Annotated in this window: 17 protein-coding genes and 2 tRNA genes; 16 read left to right on the top strand and 3 right to left on the bottom strand. The window is 69.0% G+C overall.

The features are described from left to right. Position 1: 1 nt before the first annotated feature. The 3 genes from dnaG (at position 2) to Q0747_RS07840 (ending at position 3,723) form a co-directional block, all read left to right on the top strand. The gene (gene dnaG, locus Q0747_RS07850; RefSeq protein ID WP_298253323.1) at positions 2-1,924 is read left to right on the top strand and encodes a DNA primase; all 1,923 of its coding nucleotides are present in this window, start codon (positions 2-4) and stop codon (positions 1,922-1,924) included. A gap of 54 nt (positions 1,925-1,978) precedes the next feature. Further along, positions 1,979-2,051, top strand: a tRNA-Asn gene (locus Q0747_RS07845). Between the two features lie 175 nt (positions 2,052-2,226). Further along, positions 2,227-3,723: an SDR family oxidoreductase gene (locus Q0747_RS07840; protein WP_298253321.1), complete on the top strand. Its 1,497-nt coding sequence runs from the start codon at positions 2,227-2,229 to the stop codon at positions 3,721-3,723. Positions 3,724-3,825: 102 nt separating this feature from the next. Here the strand turns inward: Q0747_RS07840 and Q0747_RS07835 are convergent, their stop codons facing one another. Further along, positions 3,826-5,052, bottom strand: coding sequence for a multidrug effflux MFS transporter (locus Q0747_RS07835; protein WP_298253319.1), 1,227 nt, complete (start codon positions 5,050-5,052; stop codon positions 3,826-3,828). Positions 5,053-5,282: 230 nt separating this feature from the next. Between Q0747_RS07835 and Q0747_RS07830 the strand changes: the two genes are divergently transcribed. The 7 genes from Q0747_RS07830 (at position 5,283) to Q0747_RS07800 (ending at position 11,628) form a co-directional block, all read left to right on the top strand. Further along, on the top strand, positions 5,283-6,746 hold the full coding sequence (locus tag Q0747_RS07830) for a sugar porter family MFS transporter (protein ID WP_298253317.1): 1,464 nt from the start codon (positions 5,283-5,285) through the stop codon (positions 6,744-6,746). A gap of 168 nt (positions 6,747-6,914) precedes the next feature. Then, positions 6,915-7,730: a phage holin family protein gene (locus Q0747_RS07825; RefSeq protein WP_298253316.1), complete on the top strand. Its 816-nt coding sequence runs from the start codon at positions 6,915-6,917 to the stop codon at positions 7,728-7,730. Between the two features lie 92 nt (positions 7,731-7,822). Continuing rightward, complete coding sequence (locus Q0747_RS07820; RefSeq protein ID WP_298253314.1) at positions 7,823-7,975, top strand: hypothetical protein; 153 nt, start codon at positions 7,823-7,825, stop codon at positions 7,973-7,975. After that, positions 7,963-8,838, top strand: a complete 876-nt coding sequence (locus Q0747_RS07815; protein WP_298253312.1) for a DMT family transporter — start codon at positions 7,963-7,965, stop codon at positions 8,836-8,838. Before Q0747_RS07820 ends, Q0747_RS07815 begins: the two co-directional genes overlap by 13 nt. Before the next feature lie 49 nt (positions 8,839-8,887). Then, positions 8,888-10,156, top strand: coding sequence for a glycosyltransferase (locus Q0747_RS07810; protein ID WP_298253310.1), 1,269 nt, complete (start codon positions 8,888-8,890; stop codon positions 10,154-10,156). 58 nt (positions 10,157-10,214) lie between these two features. Further along, positions 10,215-10,288: transfer RNA gene (locus Q0747_RS07805), tRNA-Ile, on the top strand. Between the two features lie 149 nt (positions 10,289-10,437). Continuing rightward, the gene (locus tag Q0747_RS07800; RefSeq protein WP_298253308.1) at positions 10,438-11,628 is read left to right on the top strand and encodes an acyl-CoA dehydrogenase family protein; all 1,191 of its coding nucleotides are present in this window, start codon (positions 10,438-10,440) and stop codon (positions 11,626-11,628) included. A gap of 46 nt (positions 11,629-11,674) precedes the next feature. On the opposite strand, the gene Q0747_RS07795 is transcribed toward Q0747_RS07800, so the two are convergent. Further along, on the bottom strand, positions 11,675-12,010 hold the full coding sequence (locus tag Q0747_RS07795; protein ID WP_298253306.1) for a M23 family metallopeptidase: 336 nt from the start codon (positions 12,008-12,010) through the stop codon (positions 11,675-11,677). 756 nt (positions 12,011-12,766) lie between these two features. Here Q0747_RS07795 and rpsB point away from each other — a divergent pair. The 6 genes from rpsB (at position 12,767) to Q0747_RS07765 (ending at position 17,835) form a co-directional block, all read left to right on the top strand. Continuing rightward, a complete protein-coding gene (gene rpsB, locus Q0747_RS07790; protein WP_298253304.1) occupies positions 12,767-13,711 on the top strand; it encodes a 30S ribosomal protein S2 in 945 nt (314 codons plus the stop codon). Between the two features lie 120 nt (positions 13,712-13,831). Next, the gene (tsf, locus tag Q0747_RS07785) at positions 13,832-14,668 is read left to right on the top strand and encodes a translation elongation factor Ts (RefSeq protein ID WP_298253302.1); all 837 of its coding nucleotides are present in this window, start codon (positions 13,832-13,834) and stop codon (positions 14,666-14,668) included. A gap of 162 nt (positions 14,669-14,830) precedes the next feature. Then, positions 14,831-15,571: a UMP kinase gene (gene pyrH, locus Q0747_RS07780; RefSeq protein ID WP_298253300.1), complete on the top strand. Its 741-nt coding sequence runs from the start codon at positions 14,831-14,833 to the stop codon at positions 15,569-15,571. A gap of 114 nt (positions 15,572-15,685) precedes the next feature. Further along, positions 15,686-16,243: a ribosome recycling factor gene (gene frr, locus Q0747_RS07775; protein WP_148600845.1), complete on the top strand. Its 558-nt coding sequence runs from the start codon at positions 15,686-15,688 to the stop codon at positions 16,241-16,243. After that, positions 16,243-17,109 carry a phosphatidate cytidylyltransferase gene (locus tag Q0747_RS07770; protein WP_298253298.1) on the top strand — a complete coding sequence of 289 codons (867 nt, stop codon included), beginning with the start codon at positions 16,243-16,245 and terminating at the stop codon, positions 17,107-17,109. The genes frr and Q0747_RS07770 overlap by 1 nt, the downstream gene beginning before the upstream one ends. A 102-nt stretch (positions 17,110-17,211) precedes the next feature. Next, on the top strand, positions 17,212-17,835 hold the full coding sequence (locus Q0747_RS07765) for a DivIVA domain-containing protein (RefSeq protein ID WP_298253296.1): 624 nt from the start codon (positions 17,212-17,214) through the stop codon (positions 17,833-17,835). Positions 17,836-17,867: 32 nt separating this feature from the next. Here the strand turns inward: Q0747_RS07765 and Q0747_RS07760 are convergent, their stop codons facing one another. Beyond that, entirely contained in the window at positions 17,868-19,328 is a 1,461-nt protein-coding gene (locus Q0747_RS07760) for a cation acetate symporter (protein WP_298253749.1), read from the bottom strand. Position 19,329 lies beyond the last annotated feature (1 nt).

Genomic DNA, 19,329 nt, shown 5'->3' with positions numbered 1-19,329 from the left:
CATGGCCGGACTCATCAAGCGCGAAGACATCGATGAGATCCGCCAGCGGACCGATCTCAAGGAGGTCGTCGAGGCGTACGTGACGCTGAAGTCCGCGGGCATCGGCTCCTGGAAGGGACTCTGCCCCTTCCACGACGAGCGCTCGCCGTCGTTCCACGTACGGCCGCAGATGGGCTCCTACCACTGCTTCGGCTGCGGCGAGGGTGGCGACGTCATCTCCTTCGTGCAGAAGCTCGACCACACGTCCTTCAGCGAGACCGTGGAGAAGCTGGCGGCGAGGATAGGCCACGAGCTGCACTACGAGGACGGCGGCACGGGTCCGCGCCGCGAGGACGTCGGCAGGCGTCAGCGCCTTCTGGACGCCCACAAGATCGCCGCCGAGTTCTACCGCGACCAGCTCCTCACGCAGGGTGCCGCCACGGCCCGCCAGTTCCTCCAGGACCGCGGGTTCGACCGCGCGGCCGCCGAGCACTTCGGTGTCGGGTACTCCCCGCAGGGCTGGGACGGCCTGCTGAACCACCTCACCGGGCGCGGCTTCACCCTCGACGAACTCAAGCTCACCGGGATGTTCAGCGCCTCCTCCACCAACGCCTCCCGCTACTACGACCGCTTCCGCGGGCGCCTCATGTGGCCCATCCGCGACATCACGGGCGACACGGTGGGCTTCGGAGCGCGCAAGCTGTACGAGGACGACCAGGGCCCCAAGTACCTCAACACGCCCGAGACCTCCCTCTACAAGAAGTCCCAGGTGCTGTACGGCATCGACCTGGCCAAGCGCGAGATCGCGAAGAACCGGCAGCTCGTCGTCGTCGAGGGGTACACGGACGTCATGGCGTGCCATCTCGCCGGCATCGGCACCGCCGTGGCGACCTGCGGCACGGCGTTCGGCACGGACCACATCAAGATCGCGCGGCGGCTCCTGTCCGACGACGGCGCCGGGGGCGAGGTGATCTTCACGTTCGACGGCGATGCCGCAGGGCAGAAGGCCGCGCTGCGGGCCTTCGAGGAGGACCAGCGCTTCAACGCGCAGACCTACGTGGCCGTGGAGGCCTCCGGTGCCGACCCCTGCGAGCTGCGGCAGACCCGGGGCGACGACGCCGTCCGCGCCCTGATCGACGACCGGCGCCCCCTGTTCGAGTTCGCCATCAAGGCGTCCTTCGCCAGCTACGACCTCTCCTCCGGCGAGGGGCAGGTCAAGGCCCTGCGGCACGCCGCCCCGATCGTCGCGCAGATCCGCGACGTGTCCCTGCGCTCCACGTACACGCGGGAGCTCTCCCGCTGGCTCGGCATGCAGTACGTCGGTGAGGACCAGGTGGCCCGCGCCGTCAACGCCGCGGCCCGGCGGGAGGGGACACCGGCCTCCGGCCGCCGCGAGGCGGTCGCCGCCGTCGCGCAGCAGGGCGGGGCGTCGGGCGGTCCCGGCGCCGACGGTGCCGCGGCCGAGCCGTTCTTCGAGCGGCCCGACCCCCGGGACCCGGTGGCCCGGATGGAGCGCGAGGCCCTGGAGGTGGTCCTCCAGCAACCGACGCTGCTCACCGCACCCCAGTGGGAGAGCTTCTCGGCCTCCCGGTTCACGACCCCCGTCCACGAGGTGGTGCACACCGCCGTCCTCGCCGCCGGAGCGGCCGGTACGGAGCTGTCACGGTGGGTGGAATCGGTCCGCGAGGGGGTGCCCGACGTCCTGCGTCCGCTCGTCAGCGAACTCGCCGTGCGGCCGCTGCCCGCAAAGGACGCCGAGGCGATGGTGAGCTACTGCCGGGACATCCTCAACCGGCTCACCGAACTGCGGATCACCCAGCAGAAGGCGGACAAGCTCGGGCAGCTGCAGCGCATGGACCCGGACGCCGATCCGGCGCTGTACAACCGGGTCCAGCGCGACCTCATGGAGCTCGAGATGCAGCGCCGGCAGCTCCGCGAGGACTGAGCCGCCGGCGATTTCACTTCGCTCCGGAAGATCTGTAATGTTGGGCCTGCGCTTTCCTCCGTAGCTCAATTGGCAGAGCATTCGACTGTTAATCGAAGGGTTACTGGTTCAAGTCCAGTCGGAGGAGCTCCCGTGCCCCTGACCCGTGGAGACACCGGTCAGGGGCACTTTCGTATGCGAGCCGGAGCCGGGACCCGAATGTCCGCTCCCGTCGGTCGCGCGGGCCCGGTGGCGTGGGTCCGGTCGCGAGCGCCTCCGAGATCACCCGGTCGGTGGTCGGTGGGCGGGCGTAGGCTGTGCCCATGGACAACGAGGGCAAGCTCATCCTGGTCACCGGAGCCACGGGCTACATCGGCGGCAGGCTCGTCTCGAAGCTGGTCGCCGAGGGTCGCTCGGTCCGGGTGATCGTGCGGTCGCCCCAGAAACTCAAGGACGTCCCGTGGGCCGGTGCGGTGGACATCGTGCAGGGGGACCTGCAGGATGCCGCCACGATGCGCGAGGTCAGCAAGGGTGTCGACACCGTGTACTACCTCGTGCACTCCATGGGGTCCGGGAAGGACTTCGACCGGCGCGAGGCCCAGATCGCCCGCGTGGTCTCGACGGCGGCGACAGAGGCGGGTGTGCGGCGCATCGTCTACCTGGGCGGGCTCCACCCCGAGGGTGTGGAGCTCTCCACCCACATGCGTTCCCGCACCGAGGTGGGCAGGATCCTCCTCGCCTCCGGTACGCCCACCGTCGCCTTCCAGGCCGGCGTGGTCATCGGGTCGGGATCGGCGTCCTTCGAGATGATCCGGCATCTCTCGGACGTCCTGCCGGTCATGCCCGCGCCCAGGTGGGTGCTCAACCACATCGAGCCGATCGCCGTGCGGGACGTCATCCACTATCTCGTGGGAGCGCTGGACCTGCCGGAGGACCTCAACCGGACCTTCGACATCGGCTCCAGGGAAGTGCTCACCTACGCGGAGATGATGAACCAGTACGCGCTGGCCGCGGGGCTCCCGGGACGGACCGTCCTCGCCCTGCCCGTGCTCACGCCGCGGCTCGCCGGCCACTGGGTGAATCTCGTGACACCCATCCCGAGGGCCATGGCCATGCCCCTCATCGAATCCCTGCAGCACGACGCCGTCACAGCGGAGCACGACATCGACCGGTACATCGGTGTTCCGGACGGCGGGCTCACCGGATACCGACGCGCCGTGGACCTGGCCCTGGGCAAGATGCGCGGGGGAGAGGTGGAGACGAGCTGGGCGGGTGCCTCCCAGCTCGACACCGCGGCGGACCCCCTGCCGTCCGACCCCCTCTGGGCAGGGCACACGGTCTACACGGACGTCCAGACCTACAGCTCGACGGCGTCACCGGACAGGGTGTGGAAGATCGTCGAGGGGATCGGCGGCGACAACGGCTGGTACTCCTGGCCCGTGGGCTGGGCCGCCCGCGGCTGGATGGACAAGATCGCCGGCGGCGTGGGCCTGCGCCGCGGACGCCGTGATGCGAACGAGCTCCTCACGGGTGAGGCGCTCGACTTCTGGAGGGTGGAGGAGGTCGTCCACGGGGAGCGGCTGAGGCTCCGCGCGGAGATGAAGGTGCCCGGCAGGGCCTGGCTGGAGTTCAGGGTGGAACCGGAGGGCTCCGGCAGCGCCTACTACCAGCGAGCGGTCTTCTTCCCCTCCGGTCTCTCCGGGCGGCTCTACTGGTTCGCGGTGCTGCCCTTCCACGGGTTCATCTTCAAGGCGATGGCGCGCAACGTGGCGAAGGCGGCGGAGGCGCTGCCCGCGCGGCAGGAGTCCGCGCGCGCCTGACCGTAGAACGGCACCCTGCGTCCCTGTACCACTGCACTGCTGCGTCACTGCACCGCTGCACTGCTGTACTGCCGCGTCACTGCACTGCTGTACTGCTGGGCGCTATTCCAGCGCCGGGACCGTCCGTGGGCGGACCACGGTCCACAGGAACACCACGCCGACGGCGATGCACGCGGCCATGACCAGTGCCATCGGGGTCGCCGAGTCGATGCCCTCGCCGAGCAGTCCCACGAGCGGCGAGATGATGCCGGCCGTCCCGAAGGTCACCGCTCCGAGCAGGGAGGCCGCCGTTCCCGCCTGCGCGCCGTTGTTGATGAGGGCCAGGACCTGGACGCACGGGAAGATGAAGCCCGTCGCCATGATGTAGAACCACAGGGGCAGGGCCGTCCCCCAGAAGCCGAGACCCAGCTGGTCGAAGGCGACGATCAGCAGGGCCATGACGAGCTGGACGACCGTCGCCGTCGCGATCACCCACTGCGGTCCCGCGCGTCGCAGCACGCGGGCACTGATCTGGACCCCCGCGACGATGCCGAGGGAGTTGATGGCGAACAGGAGTCCGTACTGCTGCTCGTCCAGACCGTACGGCCCCTGGAAGAGGAACGGCGAGGCGGAGAGGTAGGAGAAGAGCCCGGAGAAGTTCATGCCGCCCACCAGGAGGATCCCGATGAAGATGCGGTCGCCCAGCACCACCCGGTACCGCTGGGCCGCCGTCAGCGGCGACTGCCGACGGTTCTGCCGGGGCAGGGTCTCGATGATGAAGAGGGACACGGCGATGATGACCAGCACACCGTAGCCGGCGAGGAACCAGAAGATCCCGGGCCACGGGAAGAGCAACAGGAGCTGCGAGCCGATCACCGGCGCGAAGATGGGCGCCATCCCGTTGACGAGGGCCATGTAGGAGAGCATGCGCACGAGGGTGTACCCGCCGAAGAGATCGCGCACCACGGCCATGGCCACCACCCCGCCGCCGGCCGCGCCGATGCCCTGGAGCACGCGGAACAGCATCAGCACGGTGATGTCGTCGGACGATGCGGCGCCGATGGAGGCTCCGACGTGCACCGTGGTGGCGATGATGAGCGGGAGGCGCCGGCCGATCATGTCGCTGAGTGGGCCCACGAGCAGCTGGCCGGCCGCGAAACCGATGATGGTCCCGGTGAGCGTGAGCTGGATCGCGGCCTCCGAGACGCCCAGATCGGCCTGCAGGGCAGGGAACGCCGGCAGGTAGAGGTCGATGGTGAAGGGACCCAGCGCCGTCAGGGTGCCGAGAATGACCACATACACGATCTTCTCCCGGCGCGAGAGCAGATCGCCGGGGTGTGGGGTGCTCACGGTGGTGCCTCACGGATCGGACGGGTGCCGGGGACCGGATCCGGCTGACACAGCGGATGCGCCTCGGCACGGGAGGATCGACGAACGGGATGTCGCCGGCCGACGGGCGTACGACGGTACGACTCCCGCAGGTGACCTCTCGATGATATGTCCTGGCTCTGCTCGCCCGGTCCGGACGCGGCAGGGGTCACCCGTCGACCGCCGCGCCTCCATCACCCTGACGTAGGGTGATGACCACGGCACGAGCAGGGAGATCGATCATGGAGAACAACGACGTCGATGCGGGCGCAGCGGAATCACCGAAGCACCTCGCGCGGGTCATCGCGATCAGTGTCGCCGCAGCGGTCGGGGGACTGCTCTTCGGCTTCGACACCGCCGTCATCAACGGAGCCGTGGACTCCATCCAGGCGGACTTCGAGCTGAGCGCCGGCGTGCTGGGATTCACGGTCGCGATCACGCTCCTCGGCTGTGCTGCCGGCGCCTGGTTCGCCGGTGGCTTCGCGGACCGCTTCGGTCGCAAGAAGGTCATGATCGCCGCAGCGATCCTGTTCGCCCTGAACTCCGCGGGGTCCGCCTACGCGGTGTCCGAGTGGGATCTGATGGTCTGGCGGCTCGTGGGCGGACTCGCGATCGGCACGGCGTCCGTGATCGTGCCCGGTTACATCGCGGAGATTGCCCCCACGAAGTGGCGCGGCGGTCTGGCATCCATCCAGCAACTCGCGATCACGGTCGGGATCTTCGCAGCCCTCCTGTCGGACGCGACACTCGCCGACGCCGCCGGCGGTGCGGGGAACGAGCTCTGGTGGGGCCTCGCCGCCTGGCGCTGGATGCTCCTGGTGGGCGTTGCCCCCGCGGTCATCTACGGCATCCTGGCACTGGTGATCCCCGAGTCGCCGCAGTACCTCATCCGCGCCGACCGCGACGCCGAGGCGGCCCGGGTCCTCTCGCGGGTGTCCGGGGTGGCCGACACCGACACCAGGATCGAGCAGATCCGGCAGAGCTTCGAGAGCGAGGAGCGGGCCTCGTACCGCGACCTGCGGGGCAGCGCCCTCGGGCTGCAGCCCATCCTGTGGATCGGCATGGCCATCGCGGCTCTCCAGCAACTCGTCGGTATCAACGCGATCTTCTACTACTCCACCACCCTCTGGAAGTCCGTCGGATTCAGCGAGTCGGACTCCTTCACGACGTCGGTGATCACCTCCGTGATCAATGTCTCGATGACCTTCGTGGCGATCTTCTTCGTGGACCGCATCGGGCGCCGTCGCCTGCTCCTCATCGGCTCGGTCGGGATGACGGTCGGTCTGCTGGCCGCGACCCTGTCCTTCCTCCAGGCCGAGGGTTCCGGGGAGGACATCACTCTGCCCGGCGCCTGGGGTCCGATCGCCCTGGTGGGAGCCAATCTCTTCGTGGTCTTCTTCGCCGCCACCTGGGGGCCGGTCATGTGGGTCACGCTGGGTGAGATGTTCCCCAACCGCATCCGATCGATCGCCCTCGGTGTCGCCACCATGGTCAACTGGGTCTTCAACTTCATCGTCACCGTCACCTTCCCGTGGGTGAGCGAGAACCTCGGGCTCTGGGTGATGTACGCGGCGTTCACGGCGTTCGCCGTGCTCTCCTTCGTCTTCGTGCGGACCCGGCTCCCCGAGTTCATGAACAAGGACCTCGAGGAGAACACCCAGCTCCGATCGCGCTGACGGTCGTCGGTCGGGTGTCCAGCGGGTGCCCAGCGGGTGTCCGGCGTGTCCACCTCCCGCGGGTGGGCCCGGCGGGGACGGACGGGCCCGGCGGGTGGGCCGTGCTCCCAGTGGTAATTTTGATCCAGCGATAATTCGGCACAACTCTCAGGAACGGAGGCAGGGCCTATGAACAGCTCGGCCAGTACACGCGTGAAGCGATCCCCGGCTTCACTCTCACTCTTCGGACTCATCAAGGTCCTGGGTCGCCTGACGCCCCGACAGGTCAGCGACGAGTTCTCGATCGCCGTCGACCAGATGAAGCAGAAGGGCATCAAGGCAGGCATCGCGGCGGCGTTCCTCGTCGTCGCCCTGGTCTTCGTCCTCTTCTTCGCCGTGGCCCTCGTGGTCGCGGCCATCATGGGTATCGCCGAGCTGATGCCCGCATGGCTCGCGGCCCTGGCTGTGGCGCTGCTCTTCCTGGTGATCGCCGGGATCCTGGCACTCATCGGCGTCTCCCGCCTCAAGAAGCAGCTGCCGCTGGTCCCAGAGGACGCGATCTACGGTCTGCGCTACGACCTCGGTGTCCTCAAGGAAGGACGCAGGTTCGACCCGGCCACCCTCGAGGTGAAGAAGTCGAAGGAGGAGAAGGAGAAGGAGAAGCAGGACAAGAAGGACTCCAAGCCGAAGGAGCCCACGCCGTCGTACGAGGAACTGCGCGGACGCTCGGGGGAGCGCCGTGCCCACATCGCCGAGGCACGGGACTCGCTCGGCGAGAAGGTGGACGTCAAGACCAGGATCGAGAAGGCCCGCCATCGCTCCTCGCAGGGCGGCCGCGCCCGTGGTGCCACGGCGGCATCGCGGAGCGACGAGGTCGCCGCGGTGTCCGTCCGCCGGGTCGTCCCGCACAACACGAGCCTCGCCGACCGGTGGAAGCCGTTGAGCGTACTCACCGCCTCGGTGGCCGCCATGATCGTCATGCTGCGCCGGCTGCTCAGCAAATAGCACCGTCCACGGGCGGCCACCGGCCGGTTCGTCGCGATGGACCGCTGACGGACCGGGTCGGTGGCCGCTCCGGTGCGAGGTGGAGGCCATCGATGAGCACGGACCAGCGCGGGGTGAGGATCGTGATCGTCCACCCGGACACCGCCCACCCGAACGGCGCCCATCCGCGGCCGCGCGATCCGGGGTCCTCGTCCGCGATCGGCTCCCGGCCGGTCCCGACGGAGGGGGCCCTGTGCCACTGCTAGCCATCGGACTGGCTGTCCTCAGTGCCTTCTTCCTCGCCTTCGGGGCACAGCGGCAGGGGACAGCGGTCCGCTCCGATACGGGTGGCCGGGCCCTCGGCCCGGGCGGTCTCGCGCGGCTCCTGAGGAACCCGCGATGGCTGTTCGGTCTGCTGCTGCTCGGTATCGGCACGGCGCTCAATGTGGCGGCCCTGACGCTCGCTAGCCTGACGATCGTGCAGCCGCTCGGTGCCATCGCCCTCGTGATCACCACGATCGTCAACTCCCGCGACCAGGGCATCCGGATCAACCGGGGGATCATCGTCGCCATCGCGGCCTGTGTGAGCGGCAGTGTCCTCTTCGTGCTGCTGGCCGTCACCGTCACGCGCGAGAACCGCGCCATCGACGCCGAGCAGGAGCAGTCCGTGGTGCTCCTGCTCGGCGTCGCCGTCGTTCTCCTCGGGACCCTCGCGGTTCTCGGCCGACGCCGCCTGAGCGCCTTCGTGTACATCCTAGGGGCCGGCATCCTCTTCGGTTTCGTCGCCGTGCTGACCAAGATCGTCGCCAGTCATCTGCTCGCATCGAACGGCCGGCTCCTGCTCGACGTCCCCCCGCTGACACTGACCGCGCTGGTCGTGGCGGCCGCGCTCGGCTCGTGGTTCGTCCAGAACGCCTATGCCACGGGACCCCCCGACCTCGTGATCGCGGGCCTGACGGCGATCGACCCGATCGTCGGCATCGCGGTCGGCATCTCCATCCTCGACGAGCTGCAGCCCCAGGTGAGCATGCTGACGGCGTTCTTCATGGGCGTCGCGGCCCTCGTTGCTATCATCGGAGTCATCACCCTGTCCCGCCATCACCCCCATGTGGTCCAGCGGCAGCGCTGACCGCACTGCATTCCTTGCCCCCAGACCCACCGACGTAGGGGATCCACCCGTGAGCGACCCGGCTGATTCCAAGCCCCTGACCATCCTGATCGCCGCCGAGACCTATCCTCCGAACGTCAACGGAGCGGCCCAGTTCGGCTACAGGCTCGCCAGGGGCATGACCGCTCGGGGCCATGAGGTGCACGTCCTGGCACCGGGTGTCTCGAACGGTGGAAGCTTCACCGAGCAGGGCGGCGACTGGGCGGTCCACCGGTTGCGCTCCCACGGCGTCCCCACCCACGACTACTGGCGCCTGTGCTACCCGTGGGAGATCAGGCGCGACATCGGCCTGCTCCTGGACCGGGTGGCGCCCGACATCGTCCACATCCAGTGCCACTACATGATCGGGCAGTACACCCTGGACGAGGCCGTACGGCGTGGCATCCGTGTGATCGCCACGAACCACTTCATGCCCGAGAATCTCGATCCGTTCCTGCCGTTCCCGCGCTGGCTGAAGAGGATCATCGCGAAGAACTCGTGGAGGGACATGGGCAGGCTCATGGGCAGGGCCGCCGCCGTCACGACGCCGACCCCGCTCGCCGCGAAGGCCATGCTCGAGAAGGCTTTCCTCCCCGGTGTGCTGCCGGTCTCGAACGGCGTCGACTCGGCCTCCTACGAACTGAAGCCGGGGGAGCGGGTCGAGCCGCACCCCGACCCGACGGTCCTCTTCGTGGGCCGGCTGGCGGAGGAGAAGCACGTGGACGTGCTCATCGACGCCGTGGCCAGGGTGCCCGAGCAGCTGCGGGTCAAGCTCGAGATCGTCGGTGGTGGCGAGGTCAAGGCCGCACTGCAGGCCCAGGTGGCACGGCTCGGGCTGGAGGACCGGGTGACCTTCCTCGGTCTGGTCAGCGACGCCGAGCTGCGCAGGCGCTATCTCTCCGCTGATCTGTTCTGCCAGCCGGGTACGGCGGAGCTGCAGTCGCTGGTCACGCTCGAGGCCATGTCCGCCTCCACCCCGGTGCTCCTCGCCGATGCCATGGCCCTGCCCCACCTCGTCGTCGAGGGCCAGAACGGCTACCTGTTCCCGCCGGGCGACGCGGATGCGCTGGCGCGCCGCATCGCCGAGATCATCGAAATGCCGGCCGAGGAGCGGCGACGCATGGGGGCGGCGAGTCGGGAGCTGGTGGGCCGGCACGGCATCGAGGCGACCCTGCGGACCTTCGAGGCCCTGTACCACGGGGCGCACACCCCGGGTGGCGGCGCGACCGACGGCTCCGGCACCGAGGTGCTCGGCGGGCCATCGACGAGCACGAGGGATCCCGTGCTCCGCATACAATGAAGCGTGCGTGCGGCTGCCACGGTCTCCCGAGCCGCGCCACCAGGGGTCATGCATCCCGGGGGCTGTAGCTCAGCTGGTTAGAGCAGCGGACTCATAATCCGTTTGTCCTGGGTTCAAGCCCCAGCAGCCCTACGCCGACCGGCGCCGCGCTCTTCGCCGGGTCGGTACTGGCGCCCTAAGTTACTCGTGGGTAACATGAGGCTACGAGTGCAGTGCTCCTCTCACGCGATCCGCGTGATCGAGGAGCACTGGTGGCCGCCGACCGGAGTGAGGCAATTCCCATGAGCAAGACGAACATCGATGCAGACAATCTCCCCTACGCCGGCGGGGACTTCTATGCCTTCGAGGAGCTCCTGAGCGACAAGGAGCGTGCGCGCCTGGAGGAGATCCGTGGCTGGCTGGCACGGGAGGTCCGCCCGCACGCCGTCGACTGGTGGAACCAGGGGGTGTTCCCGCAGGAGCTCATCCCGAAGATCGCCGAGTTGGACCCGATGAGTCCGGTCCACCGGCAGGGCTACTCGAACCTCTTCGCCGGGATCTGCCACGCGGAGTTCACCCGCGCCGATGCCTCGATCGCCACTTTCCTCGGTGTGCACGACGGTCTCTTCACGGGCTCGATCGAGGCACTGGCCTCGAAGGAGCAGCAGGAGGCATGGCTCCCGGACATCTACGCCATGAAGAAGATCGGCGCGTTCGGTCTCACCGAACCGCTGGGCGGGTCCGACGTGGCCGGGGGGACCCGGACCACGGCCCGCCGCGACGGGGACACCTGGATCCTCAACGGAGCCAAGCGCTGGATCGGGAACGCGACCTTCTCGGACTGGGTGGTCATCTACGCCCGGGACGTCGAGGACAACCAGGTCAAGGGCTTCATGGTGGACACCTCCACACCGGGGTTCACCTCCACGAAGATCGAGAACAAGATCGCGCTGCGCACCGTGGAGAACGCGGACATCGTCCTCGAGGACGTCGTCATCTCGGACGACTTCCACCTCAAGGGGGCCAACAGCTTCCGCGACACGAACAAGGTGCTCAAGGTGACCCGCCTGGCCGTCGCCTGGCAGGCGGTGGGCCAGCAGCTCGCGGCCTTCGACGTGGCACGCAAGTACGCCGTCGAGCGCGAGCAGTTCGGCAGGCCCATCGCGAGCTTCCAACTCGTCCAGCAGCAGCTCGTCCAGATCCTGGGGAACGCGATGAGTTCCATGGGCATGATGGTGCGCCTGTCCCAGCTCGAGGATGCGGGCAAGGCCAAGGACGAGCATTCCGCGCTCGCCAAGGCGTTCACCACCGCGCGCATGCGTGAGAGCGTCGCTGCGGGACGCAACGTCCTCGGGGGCAACGGGATCGTGGCCGACTACGGGATGGCGAAGATCTTCTCCGACGCCGAGGCGATCTACTCGTACGAGGGCACGCAGGAGATCAACACGCTCGTGGCCGGCCGGTCGATCACGGGCATCGCCGCCTTCGTCTAGGAATTCGCACCGGTTCTCCTACTCCGGTTCTCCTACTCCGGTTCTCCTACTCCGCATGCAGGGGCAGGAGTACCGAGGGGCGGGGGTCCAGGACGAAGAGAAGGGGATCGACGTACTCCCCGTGGACCCGCACGCCCCAGTGCAGGCAGCCGTCTGCACAGTGCGTACCGCCCGGAGTCGTCAGCTCAGCCACCTCCTGACCCCTCGACACCCGGTCTCCGCGGACGAGGGTCGTGGTGACCGGCTCGAAACTGCTGATCCGTCCGTCGCCGTGATCGATCGACACCACACCCCGGTCCACCACCGTCCCCGCGAAGGAGACCACGCCGTCGTCCGGGCTGTGCACCGGGAGGGGCCGGCCCGCACCGGGGGAGAGATCCACCCCGCGATGCCCGCGCTCCCATCGCTGCGCAGGCCTGTCGAAGGGACGCACCACCCCGGGGGTGGGCCGCAGGGGCCAGGACCATCTCGGGAGGACCGGCTGATCCCGGACGACTGCCTGATCCCCGACGAACGGATGGGTCCGGGAACCCGGCTGATCCCGGGGGCCTGCCACCGCAGGTGCGCCGGAGGACACGCCCTGAGCGCCGAGGAGCAGGAGGAGCACGGCGACCACGCATCGTGCCGGCGCTCGATGCCGAGCTGGGCTCCTTGTCCGGCTCCGTGCCCGGTCGCGCAGCGGACCGCAGTCGGGCGTGAGCCGCGGGATGAGTGGTGCAGCGTCCATCACCCCATTGAGCCGGTGGCCTCCGATCGGCGTCGGGTCGCCCAGAGGTATGTGGACATCGCCAGGCGCACATCGACCCGCGCGGAGCCGCATCGGCGGCCGTCGTCGGGCAGCAGTGCTGCGCACGGCTGTAGTACACTCGGACCAGCAGTCTGCTGCTTTCCCCTGTGTGTGCTTCGGCGCAGATCGGTCACGGAAGCTGCAGGCTGACTACGCGTGCCATCTGCCCGTCGCCTGCCCATGGCGCCGGGGTGCCCGTCCAACGGTCCGGAGGAATCCGGTGGGGACGGGGACGTCCATCGCGACGAGGCGGCACCAGGATGTAGCGGCCACCCCGGTCCTACTACGAGAACCGTCAACAAGCTTCAGGCAGCGCCCTGCGCTCGAGCCGAGGCTGAAGAAAGGCATGACATGCCAGTAGTAACCATGCGCCAGCTGCTCGACAGTGGCGTCCACTTCGGTCACCAGACCCGCCGTTGGAACCCGAAGATGAAGCGCTTCATCTTCACCGAGCGCAACGGCATCTACATCATCGATCTCCAGCAGTCGCTGGGTTACATCGACCGCGCGTACGAGTTCGTCAAGGCCACGGTGGCGCACGGCGGCACGGTGCTCTTCGTCGGCACGAAGAAGCAGGCCCAGGAAGCCATCGCCGATCAGGCGTCCCGCGTGGGCCAGCCCTACGTCAACCAGCGCTGGCTCGGTGGCATGCTCACCAACTTCCAGACGGTCTCCAAGCGGATCCAGCGGATGAAGGAACTCGAGGAGATCGACTTCGACGACGTCGCCGGATCGAGCCACACCAAGAAGGAGCTGCTGCTCCTGCGCCGCGAGCTCACCAAGCTGCAGAGCAACCTCGGCGGCATCCGCAATCTCACGAAGGCCCCCTCGGCCGTCTGGGTGGTGGACACCAAGAAGGAGCACCTCGCGATCGACGAGGCGAAGAAGCTGAACATCCCGGTCGTCGCCATCCTCGACACGAACTGTGATCCAGACGAGGTCGACTTCCCGATCCCCGGCAACGACGACGCCATCCGCGCGGTGAATCTCCTCACGCGTGTGATCGCCGACGCCGTGGCCGACGGCCTGATCGCCCGCAACAACCGCTCCAACTCCTCCGATGCCTCCGCGGCGGAGGAGCCCATGGCCGAGTGGGAGCGCGAACTGCTCGAGGGCAAGGCTGCCGAGGAGACCGCACCGGCCACCTCCGAGTCGCCCGCCGCGGACCAGGCTCCGGCCGAGGCCGAGACGCTCGCGGCAGAGACCCCCGCGACGGCCGAGGTGCCCGCCGACGAGGTTCCCGGTGCCGCCGAGAACGTCCCGGACACCACCGGGGAAGCACCCGCCGGCGAGTAGGCCCATCGTGCCGGGGGGGTCCGACGACGCCCCCGGCACGGATGTCCGCAGAGCTCCTCCCCGCTGCCCGCTGTGCCCGGGCGGGGCGCTTCGTAGAACCACATCAACTTAGGAGTACGAATGGCAAATTTCACTGCCGCTGACATCAAGGCCCTACGCGAGCGCACCGGCGCCGGCATGATGGACGTCAAGAAGGCCCTCGACGAGGCCGACGGCGATGCCGACAAGGCCCTGGAACTGATCCGGATCAAGGGACTCAAGGGCGCCACGAAGCGCGAGGGCCGCTCGACCGCCGAGGGCCTCGTCGCCGCTCGGGTGGACGGCGGCGTGGGCGTCATGGTCGAGGTCAACTGCGAGACCGACTTCGTCGCCAAGGCCGGACCCTTCATCGATTTCTCGAACAAGGTCCTCGATGCGGCGATCCGCTCCGAAGCGACCGACGTGGAGTCGCTCCTGTCCTTCGAGCTCGACGGCAAGCCTGTCTCCGAGCACGTCATCGAGGCCGGCGCGCTGCTCGGCGAGAAGGTGGACATCCGCCGGATCGCCCGCGTGGAGGGCCAGCTCGTGGACGCCTACCTGCACAAGACGTCCAAGGACCTGCCCGCCCAGGTCGGCGTTCTCCTCGCCGTCGAAGGCTCCGGGGACGCCGCCGCCCAGACGACGCACGACGTCGCCGTGCACATCGCGGCCTACTCACCCACGTACCTGACCCGCGAGGACGTCCCCGCGGAGCTCGTCGAGTCCGAACGCCGCATCGCGGACGAGACGGCTCGCGCCGAGGGCAAGCCCGAGCAGGCCCTGACCAAGATCGTGGAGGGGCGCCTCACCGGCTTCTTCAAGGAGGGCGTGCTGCTCGACCAGGCGTTCGCCAAGGACGCCAAGAAGTCCGTCGCCACGGTCCTCTCCGAGGCCGACGCGAAGGCCACCGCCTTCGCACGGTTCCGCGTCGGAGCCTGAGACCGGATCCACAGGTGTACGGGGAAGGGCGGCCGCCGACAGGGTGGCCGCCCTTTCTGTGCGCCCGCGCGGCACGCCGTATCCTGTAACGGGTCCGGCACCCGAACCCCCTCCGCCGTCCCACGAGGAACGGTGAACAGCACTATGCCCGGGAGGCACTTCATGGACAGTTCAACCACGGCTCCGACAGGTGCTCCCGGCAGCAGGCGGCGCGTTCTGCTCAAGCTCTCCGGAGAAGTCTTCGGCGGCGGCAAGCTGGGCGTCGATCCGGAGACCGTCCGGGCGGTCGCCGGACAGATCGCGGCGACGGTCGACGACGTCGAGGTGGCGATCGTGGTGGGGGGCGGCAACTTCTTCCGGGGCGCCGAACTCTCCCAGAGCGGCATGGACCGGTCCAGGGCCGACTACATGGGCATGCTCGGGACGGTGATGAACTGCCTGGCACTGCAGGACTTCCTCGAGCAGGCCGGCGTGGAGACCCGCGTGCAGAGCGCCATCACGATGGGGCAGGTGGCCGAGGCGTACATCCCCCGGCGGGCCATCCGCCACCTCGAGAAGGGCCGCGTGGTGATCTTCGGCGCCGGCGCGGGCCTGCCGTACTTCTCCACGGACACCGTGGCGGCCCAGCGCGCGCTCGAGGTGCACGCCGACGAGGTGCTGATGGCCAAGAGCGGTGTGGACGGTGTGTACACGGCGGACCCGCACCGGGATCCGACGGCCGAGAAGCTGGACACGCTGTCCTACGACGACGCGCTGCGGCGCGACATCCGCGTCATGGACCAGACCGCCATGACCATGTGCAAGGACAACGATCTCACCATGGTGGTGTTCGGGATGGAGGGCGACGGTAATGTCTCCCGCGCTATCCGCGGGGAGAAGCTCGGCACCGTGATCACGCGGTAGCCGGGTCCGGGGCCCCGGGGCTTTGGCCGGACACGGCCGGGGGCAGGGGCCCGTGAACTAGGATTGTGCACTGGAGAGGTCGCCCGGCGACCGAGCGCGTACCAAGGAGACATTGTGATCGAAGAGACCCTGCTGGAAGCCACCGACAAGATGGATAAGGCCGTGGAGGTGGCGAAGGACGACTTCGCGACCGTCCGGACGGGGCGGGCGAACGCGTCCATGTTCTCCAAGGTCGTGGTGATGTACTACGGGGCGCCGACCCCGCTGCAGCAGCTGGCCTCCTTCCAGAACCCGGAGGCGCGGACCCTGCTCATCACGCCCTTCGACCGCGGGGCCATGAACGACATCGAGAAGGCGCTGCGCGAGTCCGATCTCGGCGCCAACCCGTCCAACGACGGCAATGTGATCCGGGTGGTCCTGCCCGAGCTGACGCAGGAGCGCCGCAAGGAGTACGTGAAGCTGGTGAAGACGAAGGCCGAGGACGCCAAGATCTCCATCCGCAACATCCGCCGTAAGGCGAAGGACGGCATCGACCGCGCGGTCAAGGACGGCGACACGGGCGAGGACGAGGGCTCGCGTGCCGAGAAGGAACTCGACGCCCTGACCAAGTCGCGCGTGGATCTGGTCGACGAGCTGCTCAAGCGCAAGGAAACCGAGCTGCTCGAGGTCTGATGCCTGCTCTCGATCCGCCCCGTCGCAGGCTCACGAGGGACACGGGGCGCACGTCGCGCGCGGGACGCAATCTCCCCGCGGCCACCGGCGTCGGCGTGGCGCTCCTGCTGCCGGTCCTGGTGGGCCTGCTGTTCTTCCCACTCGTCTTCGTGGGCATCGTGGCCCTGTTCGGGGTGGTCGGTGTCTGGGAGCTCCGCCGCGCCCTGGCGATCCGGCACATCCGGATACCGCTCGTCCCCGCGATGGCGGGATCGCTGGCCATGCCCTTCGCGGCCTACGCCGGCGGGGGTGAGGGACTCGCCGCGGCCACGGTGGGAGCGCTGCTCGGACTGTTCCTGTGGCGGTGCCTCGACCCGGCTCCGGGGAGCGCCCAGGGCATCGTCGCCGGGACGTTCGCCCTCCTGTGGGTGCCCTTCATGCTCAGCTTCGCCATGGTCCTCATGCGCGCGGACGGCGGTTTCCTGGTGATCGCCACCCTGCTGCTGCTGGTGGTCGCGAATGACACGTTCGGCTATCTGATCGGAGCGTCCTTCGGCAAGCACGCCATGGCTCCGAAGATCAGTCCCAAGAAGTCGTGGGAGGGCTTCGGCGGATCGATCGGCGGGGCGCTCGTGGTCGGCGGGCTCTGCTCGGTGTTCCTGCTCGGGCAGCCCGTCTGGCTCGGCTTCGCCCTGGCCGTCGCCGTCGTGGCGGCCGCGACCGCGGGCGATCTCGCCGAGTCGATGATCAAGCGCGAGCTCGGCGTCAAGGACATGAGCAACATCCTGCCCGGCCACGGCGGGGTCATGGACAGGCTCGACTCGATCGTCTTCGCCGCGCCGACAGCGTACCTGCTGTCCGCCACCCTCGTCCCGGGACTGATCTGACCCCTGCTCCGGCCCCTGGACGGGACGAGGGACATGCGGGAGCAGGCAGGACCCCACGGGACACCCCAGGACATCCCAGGACACCACCAGCAGGAGGACAGTATGGTCACGGCTCGCCCACGCGGCACCGCCTTCACGCGCGTCGACCGGGCCACGCTCGGCTACGCGCCGCGCCAGGTGGAGCGCTTCCTGGCGAGGGTGCCGGTCGACCGGACCGCGGGGCGGGACGACGCCGGGGACACCGGGGACACCGGGGACACAGGGGACACCGGAAACACCGGCGGCCTCGCGAGCAGCGAGGTACGAACCATCGTGTTCGACCCGGCGAGGGGAGGGTACGATCCGCAGGCCGTCGACGCCGAACTGGATCGGATCGAGGACGGGCTCGCACGAAACGAGCGCGACCGGGTCATCGCCGCGCGCGGGGCGGACGCCTGGCTCCACGAGCTCGAGGGGACCGTCGCCGTGCTCCATCGACGTCTGCGGCGGGGCCCGGGCAAGCGTTTCCGCCGCCCTGCGAAGGAGAGGACCCGCAGCTACGACGTCGGCGACGTCGACAGCCTGTGCGAGGAGATCCTGCAGTACCTCGACCACGACGTGCCCCTCGGCGTGGACGACGTCCGTGGTGCGGTGTTCCGTGAGGCGCGGGGAGCGGACGGCTACGAGGAGAACCAGGTCGACGCGTTCCTGGACCGCGTGATCGATCTCCTGAAGTCCATCTCCTGAAGTCCATCGCCTGAGGCTGCTCGACCCCGGGCCTAGCGCTGCTCGGGCGTGTGCAGCCTGGCGAGGACGCGCGAGGCCGAGGCCGGTCGCCGTCGGGCGGTGGCGCGGGAGACCAGCACCATCGTGGCGAAGGCCGCCGGCACCGTCCACAGGGCCGGCTGTGCCAGCCAGACCCATCCCGCCCCCGGTCCCAGCACGGCGCTCGCGGCGATCGCCCCACCGCACAGCACCGCCCCCGCGAGCATGCCGGCCACCGCTCCGGCATCGGTGAGACCCCGCCACCAGATCCCGAGCAGCAGCAGGGGGCAGATGGTCGAGGCCGTGAAGGCGAAGACCGAGCCCACACTGCCGGCCAGGGCCGAACTGTCCGTCAGGAGCGCCACGCCCAGCGGGACGAGCGCGGACAGGAGCGCGGCCCGGCGGAAGCCCAGGACACTGCCCTGGAAGAACTCCTGGCTGACCACACCGGCGAGGGAGACCACGAGTCCGCTCGTCGTCGAGAGGAAGGCGGCGAACGCCCCGGCGGTCACGAGGGCGGAGAGGATGTCGCCCGTCGCGCCGTCCAGGATGCGCCCGGGCAGGAGGAGGACCGTGGCATCGGCCATCCCTCCGGAGGCCAGGTCGGGCGTGTGGATGCGCCCCAGGATCCCGTACACGGTGGGGAAGAGGTAGAAGACGGACAGGAGCCCCAGAACGATCAGCGTGGTCCTGCGCGCCGAGTCGCCGTCGGGATTCGTGTAGAACCGCACGAGGACGTGGGGCAGGCCGAGCGTACCGAACAGGAGCGCGATGACCAGCGAGATGGTCCCGTAGAGGGAGGCGTCCGCCGTCGTGTCCAGCTCGGCGGTGAAGGCGGCGCCGCCGTCGGTGACCGGGCCGCCGTCGAGGCCGAGCCGGAGGAGGATGAGGACCACGGGCACGGCGAGGGCCGTGAGCTTGAGCCAGTACTGGAACGCCTGGACGAACGTGATGGACCGCATCCCTCCGGTGACCACGCTGAGATACACCACCACGACGACGGCGACCGGGCCCGCCCAGGACGGCAGCCCGGTGGTGATGAGGACGGTCAGGGCGGCCCCGTGCAGTTGCGGCACGATGTACAGCCAGCCGACCACGATGACCAGCACACTGGTCACCCGGCGCACCAGGAGGGAATCGAGCCGGGACTGCGCGAAGTCGGGGACGGTGTAGGCGCCCGACCGGCGCAGTGGTGCGGCGACGAACAGCAGGAGCATGAGATAGCCGGCCGTGTAGCCGATGGGGAACCACAGGGCGTCCACGCCGGAGATGAGGATCAGTCCGGCGATCCCCAGGAAGCTCGCCGCCGACAGGTACTCGCCGCCGATCGCGGAGGCGTTCCACCACGGCGGGACCGTCCGCGACGCCACGTAGAAGTCGTCCGTGGTGCGGGAGACGCGCAGACCGTAGATCCCGATCAGCACGGTGCTCAGGGCCACCAGCACGAGCGCCGTATAGCCGACGGCGGGGTTCAGC

Origin of the sequence: uncultured Arthrobacter sp., from assembly GCF_947493765.1 — a bacterium.
Classification (GTDB): Bacteria; Actinomycetota; Actinomycetes; order Actinomycetales; family Micrococcaceae; genus Arthrobacter_D.
The sequence above is the reverse complement of the archived record's forward strand: the minus strand, read 5'-3'. Positions and strand labels throughout refer to the sequence as shown.

Coding starts and splice junctions, on each gene's coding strand:
- dnaG (WP_298253323.1), top strand. CDS start 2: ATGGCCGGACTCATCAAGCGCGAAGACATCGATGAGATCCGCCAGCGG.
- Q0747_RS07840 (WP_298253321.1), top strand. CDS start 2,227: ATGGACAACGAGGGCAAGCTCATCCTGGTCACCGGAGCCACGGGCTAC.
- Q0747_RS07830 (WP_298253317.1), top strand. CDS start 5,283: ATGACCACGGCACGAGCAGGGAGATCGATCATGGAGAACAACGACGTC.
- Q0747_RS07825 (WP_298253316.1), top strand. CDS start 6,915: ATGAACAGCTCGGCCAGTACACGCGTGAAGCGATCCCCGGCTTCACTC.
- Q0747_RS07820 (WP_298253314.1), top strand. CDS start 7,823: ATGAGCACGGACCAGCGCGGGGTGAGGATCGTGATCGTCCACCCGGAC.
- Q0747_RS07800 (WP_298253308.1), top strand. CDS start 10,438: ATGAGCAAGACGAACATCGATGCAGACAATCTCCCCTACGCCGGCGGG.
- rpsB (WP_298253304.1), top strand. CDS start 12,767: ATGCCAGTAGTAACCATGCGCCAGCTGCTCGACAGTGGCGTCCACTTC.
- tsf (WP_298253302.1), top strand. CDS start 13,832: ATGGCAAATTTCACTGCCGCTGACATCAAGGCCCTACGCGAGCGCACC.
- pyrH (WP_298253300.1), top strand. CDS start 14,831: ATGGACAGTTCAACCACGGCTCCGACAGGTGCTCCCGGCAGCAGGCGG.
- Q0747_RS07770 (WP_298253298.1), top strand. CDS start 16,243: ATGCCTGCTCTCGATCCGCCCCGTCGCAGGCTCACGAGGGACACGGGG.
- Q0747_RS07765 (WP_298253296.1), top strand. CDS start 17,212: ATGGTCACGGCTCGCCCACGCGGCACCGCCTTCACGCGCGTCGACCGG.